This window comes from Pseudomonas sp. GXM4 (assembly GCF_008923895.1).
Classification (GTDB): Bacteria; Pseudomonadota; Gammaproteobacteria; order Pseudomonadales; family Pseudomonadaceae; genus Aquipseudomonas; species Aquipseudomonas atacamensis.
Genome location: NZ_WBRZ01000155.1, coordinates 1 through 13,403 on the forward strand (window position 1 = coordinate 1; position 13,403 = coordinate 13,403).

At 61.9% G+C, this 13,403-nt stretch carries 12 protein-coding genes; 9 read left to right on the top strand and 3 right to left on the bottom strand.

Annotated features, from left to right (window positions below; genetic code table 11):
- Nucleotides 1-165 precede the first annotated feature (165 nt).
- The gene (gene ilvA, locus F8N49_RS18315; RefSeq protein ID WP_071172186.1) at nt 166-1,680 is read left to right on the top strand and encodes a threonine ammonia-lyase, biosynthetic; all 1,515 of its coding nucleotides are present in this window, start codon (nt 166-168) and stop codon (nt 1,678-1,680) included.
- A 41-nt stretch (nt 1,681-1,721) separates the two neighbouring features.
- On the top strand, nt 1,722-2,135 hold the full coding sequence (locus F8N49_RS18320; protein ID WP_151552040.1) for a DUF2269 family protein: 414 nt from the start codon (nt 1,722-1,724) through the stop codon (nt 2,133-2,135).
- 105 nt (nt 2,136-2,240) lie between these two features.
- Here F8N49_RS18320 and F8N49_RS18325 read toward each other — a convergent pair whose 3' ends face one another.
- Nucleotides 2,241-2,897 (bottom strand): HAD family phosphatase, encoded by a 657-nt coding sequence (locus F8N49_RS18325; protein WP_073471005.1) that lies wholly within the window; start codon nt 2,895-2,897, stop codon nt 2,241-2,243.
- Nucleotides 2,898-3,041: 144 nt separating this feature from the next.
- Between F8N49_RS18325 and F8N49_RS18330 the strand changes: the two genes are divergently transcribed.
- Both F8N49_RS18330 and ptsP read left to right on the top strand, forming a co-directional pair.
- Nucleotides 3,042-3,521: an RNA pyrophosphohydrolase gene (locus tag F8N49_RS18330; RefSeq protein WP_003229203.1), complete on the top strand. Its 480-nt coding sequence runs from the start codon at nt 3,042-3,044 to the stop codon at nt 3,519-3,521.
- 22 nt (nt 3,522-3,543) lie between these two features.
- Complete coding sequence (ptsP, locus tag F8N49_RS18335; protein ID WP_024014698.1) at nt 3,544-5,823, top strand: phosphoenolpyruvate--protein phosphotransferase; 2,280 nt, start codon at nt 3,544-3,546, stop codon at nt 5,821-5,823.
- A gap of 122 nt (nt 5,824-5,945) precedes the next feature.
- Here ptsP and F8N49_RS18340 read toward each other — a convergent pair whose 3' ends face one another.
- Complete coding sequence (locus F8N49_RS18340; RefSeq protein WP_151552041.1) at nt 5,946-6,692, bottom strand: NRDE family protein; 747 nt, start codon at nt 6,690-6,692, stop codon at nt 5,946-5,948.
- A 130-nt stretch (nt 6,693-6,822) separates the two neighbouring features.
- Between F8N49_RS18340 and F8N49_RS18345 the strand changes: the two genes are divergently transcribed.
- The 3 genes from F8N49_RS18345 (at nt 6,823) to F8N49_RS18355 (ending at nt 9,522) form a co-directional block, all read left to right on the top strand.
- Nucleotides 6,823-7,605, top strand: a complete 783-nt coding sequence (locus F8N49_RS18345; RefSeq protein WP_151552042.1) for a sulfite exporter TauE/SafE family protein — start codon at nt 6,823-6,825, stop codon at nt 7,603-7,605.
- Between the two features lie 79 nt (nt 7,606-7,684).
- Nucleotides 7,685-8,500, top strand: a complete 816-nt coding sequence (gene lgt, locus F8N49_RS18350) for a prolipoprotein diacylglyceryl transferase (RefSeq protein WP_016772683.1) — start codon at nt 7,685-7,687, stop codon at nt 8,498-8,500.
- A 50-nt stretch (nt 8,501-8,550) separates the two neighbouring features.
- Nucleotides 8,551-9,522, top strand: a complete 972-nt coding sequence (locus tag F8N49_RS18355) for a thymidylate synthase (protein ID WP_073471007.1) — start codon at nt 8,551-8,553, stop codon at nt 9,520-9,522.
- A 120-nt stretch (nt 9,523-9,642) separates the two neighbouring features.
- Here F8N49_RS18355 and cadR read toward each other — a convergent pair whose 3' ends face one another.
- On the bottom strand, nt 9,643-10,092 hold the full coding sequence (gene cadR, locus F8N49_RS18360; protein ID WP_151552043.1) for a Cd(II)/Pb(II)-responsive transcriptional regulator: 450 nt from the start codon (nt 10,090-10,092) through the stop codon (nt 9,643-9,645).
- A gap of 84 nt (nt 10,093-10,176) precedes the next feature.
- Between cadR and F8N49_RS18365 the strand changes: the two genes are divergently transcribed.
- Together F8N49_RS18365 and F8N49_RS18370 are read left to right on the top strand one after the other, a co-directional pair.
- Entirely contained in the window at nt 10,177-12,483 is a 2,307-nt protein-coding gene (locus F8N49_RS18365) for a heavy metal translocating P-type ATPase (RefSeq protein ID WP_151552044.1), read from the top strand.
- Nucleotides 12,484-12,498: 15 nt separating this feature from the next.
- Complete coding sequence (locus tag F8N49_RS18370) at nt 12,499-13,362, top strand: LysR family transcriptional regulator (protein WP_038861192.1); 864 nt, start codon at nt 12,499-12,501, stop codon at nt 13,360-13,362.
- Nucleotides 13,363-13,403 lie beyond the last annotated feature (41 nt).

The following is a 13,403-nucleotide window of genomic DNA, read 5'->3' on the forward strand; positions in this document are numbered from 1 at the left end:
CGCAGCCTTCGGCAGCTCCTACAGGGGAATGCGTTCCAAAGTGTAGGAGCTGCCGAAGGCTGCGATCTTTTTGGGCGCATAAAACCTCTGGATCCGTGTGGTCGTGCGCCCGAAAGCCGGGTTAGACTCCTTGGCCCTGCCCAACCCGCTCAGTGATGCTTTCCGATGCTCGAACAGTACGTCAAAAAGATCCTCACCTCGCGCGTTTATGACGTTGCCGTAGAAACCCCGCTGCAGAACGCTCGCCAGCTCTCCGAGCGGCTGGGCAACGACATCTGGCTCAAGCGCGAAGACTTGCAGCCGGTGTTTTCGTTCAAGATTCGCGGCGCCTACAACAAGCTGACGCAACTGAGCGACGAAGAGCGCGCCCGAGGTGTGGTCACCGCCTCGGCGGGCAATCATGCGCAGGGTCTGGCTCTGGCGGCGAAAGTGTTGGGCGTCAAAGCCACCATCGTCATGCCCAAGACCACCCCGGAAATCAAAGTGGAAGGCGTGCGTTCGCGCGGCGGCAAAGTGGTGCTGCACGGTGACTCGTTTCCGGAAGCGCTGGCCTATTCGCTGAAACTGGTCGATGAAAAAGGCTACGTCTACATCCACCCGTACGACGATCCGCACACCATTGCCGGGCAGGGCACCGTGGCCATGGAAATCCTGCGTCAGCACCCGCAGCCGCTGGATGCGATTTTCGTCCCGGTCGGCGGTGGCGGCCTGATCGCCGGTATCGCGGCCTACGTGAAATACCTGCGTCCGGACATCAAGGTGATTGGCGTCGAACCGGACGATTCCAACTGCCTGCAAGCCGCGATGGCAGCGGGCGAGCGCGTGGTTCTGCCGACCGTGGGCATCTTCGCCGACGGCGTGGCGGTGGCGCAGATCGGCCAGTACACCTTTGAGATCTGCAAGGATTACGTTGATGAGGTGATCACCGTCAGCACTGATGAGATCTGCGCGGCGATCAAGGATATCTACGACGATACCCGCTCGATCACCGAACCTGCCGGCGCGCTTGGCGTGGCCGGGATCAAGAAGTATGTTGAGCAGCGTGGCGTCAGCGGCCAGACTTTCGTCGCCATCGACTCCGGTGCCAACGTCAATTTTGACCGCCTGCGCCACGTCGCCGAGCGCGCCGAACTGGGCGAAGGTCGCGAGGCGATCATCGCCGTGACCATTCCGGAAAAGGCCGGCAGCTTCAAGGCCTTCTGCGAAGCCATCGGCAAGCGCCAGATCACTGAATTCAATTACCGCTACAACACCGGCAGCGAAGCACACATCTTTGTTGGCGTGCAGACCCACCCGGACAACGATCCGCGCAGCGCCTTGCTGGCGAGCCTGACCGAGCAGGGTTTCCCGGTTATCGACCTGACCGACAACGAACTGGCCAAGCTGCACATCCGCCACATGGTCGGCGGCCGCGCGGCGCAGGTGGTCGATGAAGTGGTGCTGCGCTTCGAATTCCCGGAGCGTCCGGGAGCCTTGTTCAACTTCCTCAACAAGCTCGGCGGGCGCTGGAATATCTCGATGTTTCACTACCGCAACCACGGCGCAGCGGACGGCCGCGTGGTCGCCGGCCTGCAAGTGCCCCATGACGAACGTCATCTGGTGCCGGCGGCACTGGCGGAAATCGGCTACCCGTATTGGGATGAAAGCGACAACCCGGCCTATCAGCTGTTTCTTGGCTGAGCGGCTACGCTGATGGGCATGGATCTACGGAAGAGAACGACATGGAAACCCTGACCACCCTGAAAGTCCTCCACGCCGCGGCGACCGTGGTCATCCTCGTGAGCGGGCTGGTGCTCGCCGCCCTGACCTGGCGTAATCGCAGCGAAGGCCCGGCCAGTACGATGCGCCGTCCGTGGCTGTTCATCTGGTGTCTGATGCTGATCGGCATGCTCAGCATGCCTTTCACCGGCTGGTGGCTGGTACACCTGGTGGGCTGGCCATTGGGCCAATTGTGGATTCTGGGTTCCAGCGTGATCTATGCCGTGGCCACGCTCAGCGCGGTCTGGCTGCTGGTCCGGCTGGATCGGCTGTGGACAAGCGGGGTGGGCAACCGCACATTCAATCTGGCCCTGGCGATTGTCAGCGGCGTCGGATTTGTCGCCATAGCGGCGTTGATGGGGGCCAAGCCGGTTTAAGGCTTGAGACCGCGTCGATCCCATTCGCGAGCAAGCTCGCTCCCACATTGGATCTGTGTCGTTCACAAATTCCCTGTGGGAGCGGGCTTGCTCGCGAAGGCGGAGTCAGCCGCGCAGACTGATCACCGGCCAGCCACGCTTCTCGGCTTCGGCCCGCAGATTCGGATCAGGATCCACCGCCACCGGATTCGCCACCTGTTCCAGCAGCGGCAGATCATTCATCGAATCGCTATAGAAATAGCTGTCCTCAAGCGAATGCCCGGTCTCTTCCAGCCAGCGATTGAGGCGCGTGACCTTGCCTTCACGGAAACACGGAATGTCGGTGCTGCGCCCGCTGTAGCGGCCGTCGACCATTTCGCATTCGGTGGCGATCAGGGTTTCCACGCCCAGGCGCACAGCGATCGGCGCGGTGACGAAACGGTTGGTGGCGGTGATGATCACCAGTTTGTCGCCAGCATCGCGGTGCTTTTTCAGCAGCTCCAGTGCCTTGGGCAGCACGATCGGCTCGATGCAGTCGCGCATGTAATCGCTGTGCCAGGCGTCGAGTACGGCCATTTCGGTGCGGCCGAGAATTTCCAGGCAGAAGTTCAGGTAGGCGGCGTTGTCGAGCTTGCCGGCCAGGTAATCCTGATAGAACTCGTCGTTGCGCGCCTTGTAGGCGATCGGGTCGAGGAAGCCGCGCTCGCACAGATAATCGCCCCAAGCGTGATCGCTGTCGCCGCCCAGAAGGGTGTTGTCCAAATCGAATAAAGCCAGGCGCATTGCAGTTACCCGCTGAAAAGTCAGTAAAAAAGGCGACAAGAATACGGTCTTTTCACAAGAGTGCACATAAGGTAGGAACCTTCGTTGCCGCCTGATCAAGCTTTGTGGAACAATGCGGCGACATGCGTTTGCGAGGTTGTTGCCGTGATCGACCCCGATGGTTTCCGCCCCAATGTCGGGATCATTCTGACGAATGACGCCGGCCAGGTGCTATGGGCTCGCCGTATCAATCAGGACGCCTGGCAGTTTCCGCAAGGGGGGATCAACCCCGAGGAGACGCCGGAAGACGCCTTGTACCGCGAGCTGAACGAAGAAGTTGGCCTGGAACGTGAAGATGTTGAAATACTGGCCTGTACCCGAGGCTGGTTGCGCTATCGTTTGCCGCAACGCCTGGTGCGTACCCACAGCCAACCGCTGTGCATCGGCCAGAAACAGAAATGGTTTCTCCTGCGCCTGATCTCCAACGAGCAGCGGGTGCGGATGGATCTGACCGGTAAACCGGAGTTCGATGGCTGGCGCTGGGTCAGCTATTGGTATCCGTTGGGCCAGGTGGTGACATTCAAGCGCGAGGTGTATCGACGCGCTCTCAAAGAGCTTGCCCCGCGCCTTTTAGCGCGCGACTGACGACGGAGTTCGACCCCGAGCCATGCTCAATACGCTGCGCAAGATCGTCCAGGAAGTTAACTCCGCCAAGGATCTCAAGGCGGCGTTGGGGATTATTGTGTTGCGCGTCAAAGAGGCCATGGGCAGCCAGGTCTGCTCGGTCTACCTGCTTGATCCGGAAACCAACCGCTTCGTCCTGATGGCTACCGAGGGCTTGAACAAGCGCTCGATCGGCAAGGTCAGCATGGCCCCCAACGAGGGTCTGGTCGGTCTGGTCGGCACGCGTGAAGAACCCCTGAACCTCGAGAACGCTTCGGTTCACCCGCGCTATCGCTACTTCGCCGAGACCGGTGAAGAGCGTTACGCCTCGTTCCTCGGTGCACCGATCATTCACCACCGCCGCGTCGTCGGCGTGTTGGTCATCCAACAGAAAGAACGCCGCCAGTTCGACGAAGGTGAAGAAGCCTTCCTCGTGACCATGAGCGCGCAGCTCGCCGGCGTAATCGCCCACGCCGAGGCCACCGGTTCGATCCGTGGTCTGGGCCGGCAGGGCAAGGGGATTCAGGAAGCCAAGTTCGTCGGCGTGCCGGGTTCGCCGGGTGCTGCCGTCGGTACCGCCGTGGTCATGCTGCCGCCGGCAGACCTGGACGTGGTGCCGGACAAGACCATCACCGACATCAACGCTGAGCTGGCGCTGTTCAAGACCGCCATCGAAGGCGTGCGCGCCGACATGCGCGCCTTGTCCGCCAAACTCGCCACCCAACTGCGCCCGGAAGAGCGCGCGCTGTTCGACGTCTACCTGATGATGCTCGACGATGCCTCGCTGGGCAGCGAAATCACCACGGTGATCAAGACGGGGCAGTGGGCTCAGGGCGCGCTGCGTCAGGTGGTCACTGAGCACGTCAACCGTTTCGAACTGATGGACGACGCCTACCTGCGCGAGCGCGCCTCGGACGTCAAAGACCTTGGCCGCCGCTTGCTCGCCTATCTGCAGGAAGAGCGTCAGCAGAACCTGGTCTACCCGGAAAAAACCATTCTGGTCAGCGAAGAGCTGACGCCGGCGATGCTCGGCGAGGTGCCGGAAGGCACGCTGGTCGGTCTGGTCTCGGTACTCGGCTCGGGTAACTCTCACGTCGCGATTCTGGCCCGGGCCATGGGCATTCCGACGGTGATGGGCCTGGTCGACCTGCCGTACGCCAAGGTCGACGGCATCGAAATGATCGTCGACGGCACCCGTGGCGAGGTCTACACCAACCCCAGCGAAGTGCTGCGCAAGCAGTTCGCCGAAGTCGTCGAGGAAGAGAAACAACTGGCGCTGGGCCTCGACACCCTGCGCGACCTGCCGTGCGTGACCCTCGATGGCCACCGCATGCCACTGTGGGTCAATACCGGCCTGCTCGCCGATGTGGCGCGGGCGCAGAAGCGTGGCGCCGAAGGGGTCGGCCTGTACCGCACCGAAGTGCCGTTCATGATCAACCAGCGCTTCCCGAGCGAGAAGGAACAGCTGGCGATCTACCGCGAACAGCTCGCCGCGTTCCACCCGCAACCGGTGACCATGCGCAGCCTCGACATCGGCGGTGACAAATCGCTGTCGTACTTCCCGATCAAGGAAGACAACCCGTTCCTCGGCTGGCGCGGTATCCGCGTCACCCTCGACCACCCGGAAATCTTCCTCGTGCAGACCCGCGCGATGCTCAAGGCCAGCGAAGGCCTGAACAACCTGCGGATTCTGCTGCCGATGATCTCCGGCACTCACGAACTCGAAGAAGCCCTGCACCTGATCCACCGTGCCTGGGGCGAAGTGCGCGACGAAGGCACCGACGTGCCGATGCCGCCGATCGGCGTGATGATCGAAATCCCGGCAGCGGTGTACCAGACCAAGGAACTGGCGCGGATGGTCGACTTCCTCTCCGTCGGCTCCAACGACCTGACCCAGTACCTGCTGGCGGTAGACCGCAACAACCCGCGCGTCGCCGACCTCTACGACTATCTGCATCCGGCGGTGCTGCAAGCTCTGCAAACCGTGGTCACTGACGCCCACGCCGAAGGCAAGCCGGTGAGCATCTGCGGCGAGATGGCCGGTGATCCGGCGGCGGCGGTGCTGTTGATGGCGATGGGGTTCGACAGCCTGTCGATGAACGCCACCAACCTGCCGAAGGTGAAGTGGATGTTGCGTCAGGTGAACCTGAGCAAGGCGCAGGAGATGCTGGCGGAACTGATGAAGATCGATAACCCGCAGGTTATCCACAGCTCGCTGCAACTGGCGCTGAAGAATCTCGGGTTGGCGAAGATGAATTCGCCGGTGGTGACCAAGGCTCTCTAAAAGGCTGATGCCCTCTTCGTCGGAACGCCGCCCGGAGCAGGCTCGCTCCCACAGGGATTCGTATCGATCACGAAACCCAGGTGGGAGCGAGCCTGCTCGCGAAGGCGCCAATTCAGGCACCGCTAAACCACAATCTCCACCTCGCCGAGATGCCCGCCATACGGCCCAAAACTGCGCTCTACCATCCGCCGCGTGCCGTCTGCCTGCACGATCAACGCTGTGCTCGCTCGCGTGCCATAACTCTGGCTGGCAATAAACACGCTCGACAACAACGACTCCGTCGCCATGCCTACCCCGGTATCCGGCAACTCCGCCTCGGGTGCGGTCTGCGCATCGCTCAGCAAGGCCAGCAATCGCTCAGGCTGCGGATCGTCCAGCACCGCGCTCAATGCCGCCCTGGCCTTGAGCAGTTTTGGCCACGGTGTATCCAGTCCGGCATTGGATAACCCATAGACTCCAGGCTGCAACATCACCGGCTCTGACGCCCGCGCATTGAAGTGCCACAACTCATGGGCATTGCCCAGCAGCAGATTGAACCCGGCGTATTCGGCGGCACGAGCCACCACATCGCTCAAATAATCATCAATCGATAGATCGCCAGCAAGAAAGCGCGCCACCAGTTCGCCCCGGGATTTGGTCGCCGGTGGCTGCTGTGGATCGCGAATATTGGTCAGCGCGGCGAAGCGTCCGTTGGTGCCGATCCCCAGCCACGTGCCGCCAGCTTCAAGATCACGCCCGGCATGCACATGCGGCGCCTCGGGCCACGGCGCCAATGGCAGGCTGGGGCGGGCGTAGAACTCGTCGCGGTTGGCCGCGACGATCAGCGGCTGGGCATGGCCCGGGCGCCAGGCGAAAACAATCAGGCACATAAGGTGGTCCTTGTGTGTTTTTTGCCCACTCTACGCATCCGGCGTCCGTGCATCCATCGCCAGTGGAGCAGAAGGCTGCGCATCCGTTAACATGCCGCTCCTGTTTTGCCGATGCGTGCTGGAGACGGTCATGGAATTTCTGCTCTACCTGGCGCTCGGTGCCTGTGCGGGCGTGCTCGCCGGGCTGTTTGGCGTTGGCGGCGGGATCATCATCGTCCCGGTGCTGGTGTTCAGCTTCACTTTGCAGGGCTTCGATCAGTCGATTCTTACGCACTTGGCGGTAGGGACGTCGCTGGCGACGATCATATTCACCTCGGTCAACGCCGTGCGTGAGCATCACCGCCGGGGCGCGGTGCGCTGGGCGATTTTTCGCTGGATGACCGTGGGCATTCTGCTCGGCGCCGGTTTCGGTGCGCTGACCGCAGAAGCCATCTCCGGACCGAACCTGCAAAAGATCATCGGTCTGTTCGCTCTGGTGATCGCCGTGCAACTGGCGCTGGATGTCAAACCCAAGGCCAGCCGAACGGTGCCGGGCAAACTCGGTCTGACCGCTGCCGGTACGGTGATTGGCTGGGCCTCGGCGATTTTCGGCATTGGCGGCGGCTCGCTGACCGTGCCGTTTCTGACCTGGCGCAGCGTGCCGATGCAGCAGGCCGTGGCGACCTCATCGGCCTGTGGCTTGCCGATCGCTTTGGCCAGTGCAGCAAGTTTCATGATTCTGGGGTGGCACGATCCGTTGTTGCCGGCCCATAGTCTCGGTTTTGTGTATTTGCCGGCATTGTTGGGCATCGCCCTGACCAGCATGGTCTTCGCTCGGCTCGGTGCGCGTCTGGCACACAGGTTGTCGCCGCGCTTGCTGAAAAGGCTGTTCGCCGCTTTGCTGTTCTGCGTGGGTTTGAGCTTTCTGCTCTGACCGCGTGGCAATCCTGGCTTAATCCTGAGGTGGCAGCGTCGCCCGGGAATTTCGCTTTCAACTCTAACAAGGAGTCGCAATGCTGCCTTACCCGCAGATCGACCCGGTGGCCCTGGCCATCGGTCCGCTGAAAATCCACTGGTACGGTCTGATGTACCTGATCGGCATCGGCGGCGCGTGGCTGTTGGCGTCGCGCCGGCTCAACCGCTTCGACCCGACCTGGACCAAGGAGAAACTCTCCGATCTGGTGTTCTGGCTATCGATGGGCGTGATCGTCGGTGGCCGTCTGGGTTACGTGCTGTTCTATGACCTGAGCGCGTACCTGGCCAACCCGACGCTGATTTTCGAAGTGTGGAAGGGCGGCATGTCGTTCCACGGCGGATTCATCGGCGTGATGCTCGCGGCCCTGTGGTTCGGCAAGCGCAATGGCAAGTCGTTCTTCCAGCTGATGGACTTCGTCGCGCCGATGGTGCCGATCGGTCTGGGCGCCGGGCGCATCGGCAACTTCATCAACGCCGAGTTGTGGGGCAAGGCCACCGACGTGCCGTGGGCCATGGTATTCCCGCCGTTCAGCGATCCGGCGCAGTTGCCGCGTCACCCGTCGCAGCTGTATCAGTTCGCCCTCGAAGGCGTGGCGCTATTCCTTATTCTTTGGATTTTCTCGCGCAAACCGCGCCCGACCATGGCGGTCTCCGGCATGTTCGCGCTGTTCTACGGCATCTTCCGTTTCATCGTCGAGTTCGTTCGCGTCCCGGATGCGCAGTTGGGCTACTTGGCGTGGAACTGGCTGACCATGGGCCAGGTGCTCTGCGTGCCGATGATTGTCGGCGGGCTGTTGCTGATCTGGCTGGCCTATCGTCGCGCCCCGGCAGCACCGCTCGCGCCGACGGCTTAAACTACGAACCCCGGCGCGCGACGCCGGGGCTCCAAGGACACAGGTAACTCATGAAGCAATATCTCGAACTGGTCTCGCACGTCATAAAGAACGGCACCAAGCAGGCCAACCGCACCGGCATCAACACCATCAGTTTTCCGGGAGCAATGCTGCGTTTCGATCTGCAGGAAGGTTTCCCGGCGATCACCACGCGCAAAATGGCTTTCAAATCGGCCATCGGCGAGATGTGCGGCTTTCTGCGTGGCGTGAACAACGCCGCTGAATTCCGCGCGCTGGGCTGCAAGGTCTGGGACCAGAACGCCAACGAAAACGCGCAATGGCTGGCCAACCCGTTCCGTCAGGGCGACGACGACCTCGGTGAAATCTACGGCGTGCAGTGGCGCAAGTGGCCGGCGTACAAGCAGATCCCGCTGAGCAACACCGCCGCCATTGAACAAACCCTGGCCAACGGCTACAAGCAGATCGCCCAGGGCGAAGAAGATGGCCAGGCCTACGTGGTGCTGTACAAAGCCATCGATCAGGTGCGCCAGTGCGTCGACACGATCATCAACGATCCGGGCAGCCGCCGCATTCTGTTCCACGGCTGGAACGTCGCCCAGCTCGATGAAATGGCCCTGCCGCCATGCCATCTGCTGTACCAGTTCCACCCGAACGTCGAGACCAAAGAGATTTCTCTGACTCTCTACATCCGCTCCAACGATCTGGGTCTGGGTACGCCGTTCAACCTCACCGAGGGCGCCGCGCTGCTGAGCCTGATCGGTCGCCTGACCGGCTACACGCCGCGCTGGTTCACCTATTTCATCGGCGATGCGCACGTCTACGAGAACCACCTGGACATGCTCAACGAACAGCTCAAGCGCGAGCCGTTTGCCATGCCGAAACTGAAGATCTCCGATCGCGTGCCGGAGTTTGCCAAGACTGGCGTATATCAGCCGGAGTGGCTGGAATTGGTCGAGCCGAGCGATTTCTCGCTGGAAGGCTATGAGCACCATCCGCCGATGACCGCGCCGATGGCGGTCTAGTCACCATTGATCGTTCCCACGCTCCGCGTGGGAATGAATCCCGTGACGCTCTGCGTCACTTTGGACGCGGAGCGTCCATGGCGGCATTCCCACGCGGAGCGTGGGAACGAGCTTCGCCCGTCAGTGGCCGTGGCTGCGGCCCACATGGGAGTGTTCGACTTCGGCCGCGACAACCCCGCCACTCACCTCCAGCCGCTGCAAGATCCCGCATTGATCCGCCTCCGGCCCTTCGCCACAGCGTTGGCGCAGGTCGAGCAGTTGTGTCTGCAACGCCAATAACCCGTCAATTCGCGTTTTCACGTGCTGAATATGTTCGTCGATCAGCGCATTGACGCTCTCGCACTGATCCTGCGGGCTGTCGCGCAGGGCGAGGAGGCTGCGGATTTCTTCGAGGGTCATGTCGAGGGTGCGGCAGTTGCGGATGAAGGTCAGGCGCTCGGCGTGGGCCTGGGTGTAGACGCGGTAGTTGCCGTCGCTGCGCGCCGGTTCCGGCAGGAGGTTTTCGCGCTCGTAGTAGCGGATGGTTTCCACGGCGCAGTCGGTGAGTTTCGCCAGTTCGCCGATCTTCATGACGGCCATCTCCAAAAGGGTGCTTGACCCTATAGTGGCTACAGGGTCTTTACTTGGCAACAGGCACCTTCATGGACGCGACCAATGAGTGATTCCCTGCACACCCACAAGCCCGGCGACGGCCACGATCACAGTCATGAATTGCAGCCGGTGCATAAACATTCGCACGGCGGCGATTCCTGCTGCGCTTCGAAAGCTGCGCCGGCCCCGGTTCATTCGCACGAAGATTCCTGCTGCTCGTCGAAAGCCGCAGCGCCTGCCCTGGTGCAACTGAGCGAAAAGACCAGCGCCGACGCGCGCCTGAGCAGCTTCCGCATCGAGGCAATGGACTGCCCGACCGAGCAGACGCTGATCCAGAACAAACTCGGCAAACTGGCCGGCGTGCAGCAGCTGGAATTCAATCTGATCAACCGCGTACTTGGCGTGACCCACAATCTGCCGGGCACCGAGCCGATCACCGAAGCGATCAAGTCCCTCGGCATGCATGCCGAGCCGCTGGAGGCGGGTGTCGATGCGCCGGCCCCGGCTGCGGTGAAAAAACACTGGTGGCCACTGGCGCTGTCCGGTGTGACCGCGCTGGGCGCCGAAGTCATCCACTTCACCAGCGCTGCCCCCGACTGGGTGGTGGCGATTGTTGCGCTGGTGTCGATCCTCAGCGGCGGCCTCGGCACCTATAAAAAGGGCTGGATTGCCCTGAAGAACCTTAACCTCAACATCAATGCGCTGATGAGCATCGCCGTAACCGGCGCGATCCTCATCGGTCAGTGGCCGGAAGCGGCGATGGTGATGTTCCTCTTCACCGTCGCCGAGCTGATCGAAGCACGCTCGCTGGACCGCGCGCGCAATGCGATCAGTGGTTTGATGCAAATGACTCCCGAGCAAGCCACGGTATTGCAGGCCGACGGCAACTGGCGCGAACAAGAAGTGAAAAGCGTCGATCTCGGCGCCCGCGTGCGGGTAAAACCCGGCGAGCGCATCGCGCTGGACGGCGCGGTGGTCAGCGGCAGCTCGACCATCGACCAGGCGCCGATCACCGGCGAAAGCCTGCCGGTGGAGAAAACTGTCGGCGACAAAGTCTTCGCTGGCACCATCAATCAGGCCGGCTCGCTGGAATACACGGTCACCGCTGCGGCGAACAACTCGACCCTGGCGCGGATCATTCACGCGGTCGAACAGGCCCAGGGCGCACGGGCGCCGACTCAGCGTTTCGTTGACCAATTCTCGAAAATCTACACCCCGGCGGTCTTCGTCTTCGCCTTGGCCGTGGCGATCATCCCGCCGTTGTTCATGGGCGCGGCGTGGTTCGACTGGATCTACCGCGCGCTGGTGTTGCTGGTGGTTGCCTGCCCGTGCGCACTGGTGATTTCCACCCCGGTGACCATCGTCAGTGGCCTCGCGGCAGCCGCGCGCAAGGGCATTCTGGTCAAGGGCGGCGTGTATCTGGAAGGCGGTTTCAAGCTCGATTATCTGGCGCTGGATAAAACCGGCACGATCACCCACGGCAAACCGGTGCAGACCGATTACCTGTCGCTCGAGCCGACGGCAGACGCCACGGCACCGGCAATCGCTGCCGCGCTGGCCGGGCGCTCCGATCATCCTGTGTCGCTGGCGATTGCCAGTGCCGCTGTGGATAAAGATTTTGCCGCGCTGACTGTGGATAACTTTGCGGCGCTAGGCGGGCGGGGCGTCAAAGGCGACATCAACGGCCAGACTTATCACTTGGGCAACCATCGTCTGGTCGAAGAGCTTGGCCTGTGCTCACCGCAGCTGGAAGAGAAGCTGTTCGCGCTGGAAAAGCAGGGCAAATCCGTGGTGTTGCTACTCGACAAATCAGGCCCGCTGGCGCTGTTCGCCGTGGCCGACACGGTCAAGGAAACCAGCCGCGAAGCGATTCGTCAGTTGCATGCACTCGGGGTGAAAACCCTGATGCTGACCGGCGACAACGTCCACACCGCACAAGCGATTGCCGCCCAGGTCGGGATCGACGAGGCGCGCGGCGATTTGCTGCCGACCGACAAGCTGCAAGCCATTGAAGATCTTTACAAGCAGGGCCACCGGGTCGGCATGGTCGGCGACGGCATCAATGATGCCCCGGCATTGGCCCGTGCCGAGATCGGGTTCGCCATGGCCGCCGCCGGCACCGACACGGCGATCGAAACCGCCGATGTCGCCCTGATGGACGACGATCTGCGCAAGATCCCCGCGTTCATCAGTTTGTCGCGCGACACCGCGAGCATCCTCAAACAGAACATCGCACTGGCGCTGGTGATCAAGGCGATCTTTCTTGCGGTAACCTTCGCCGGGCTGGCCACCATGTGGATGGCGGTGTTTGCCGATATGGGCGTGAGCCTGCTGGTGGTGTTCAACGGTTTGCGCCTGTTGCGCAAATAACAATGAGGGATGGTTGTGCTGAGTGCCGAGCTGAAAGCGTTTTACATGGTCGCCCGCCTGGGCAGCATCACGCTGGCGGCGAAAAAACTCGGCCTCAGCCAACCGACCGTGACCACGCAGATTCGTAACCTGGAAAGCCAGTATTCGGTGGAGTTGTTCTACCGAGGCGGGCGCCGTTTAAGCGTCAGTGACGAAGGCGCGCGCTTGCTGCCGATGGTCAAGACCCTGTTGCAGCAAGAGGCGGACATCGAGTTTTTCCTGCGCAACAGTGGGCAGGTCCAAGGCACGCTGCGCATTGCCGCGACGGCGCCGTATTACATCCTCGATCTGGTAAAAACCTTCCGCGAGCGTTTGCCGCAGGTGGAAGTGTCGGTGGAGATCGGCAATTCGCAGCAAGTGCTCGAAGCGCTGGAGGATTACCGCGTGGATGTCGCGGCATCGTCGCAGTTGCTCGACGATGCGCGGTTGATTCGCCGGGTACTCGGCACCGATCCGCTGGTGCTGGCGGTGCATCGCAATCATCCGTTGGCGGCGCAGGAACATGTGACGCTGAACGCGCTGGCCGGGCATACGTTGTTGATGCGCGAGCCGGGTTCGACCACGCGGCGCTTGACCGAAGAGTTGCTGGCCAGCGCCGGGGTCAGTTTCGGGCCGTTGCTGGAGATCGGCAGCCGTGAGTCGATTCGTGAAGCCGTGCTGCGCAATATCGGTATCAGCATCATTGCGCGGCAGGAGGTGCCGCATGATCCGCAGTTGCGCGTGCTGACCATCGAGAATGCGCCGCAGATTCCGGAGTATCTGTATTGCCTGAAGGAAAGAAAGGGCGCGCGGTTGCCGGCGGCGTTTCTTGGCCTGGCCCAAGAGATGTCTCCTGCGTAATGATCGTTCCCACGCTCCGCGTGGGAATGCAGCCCGGGACG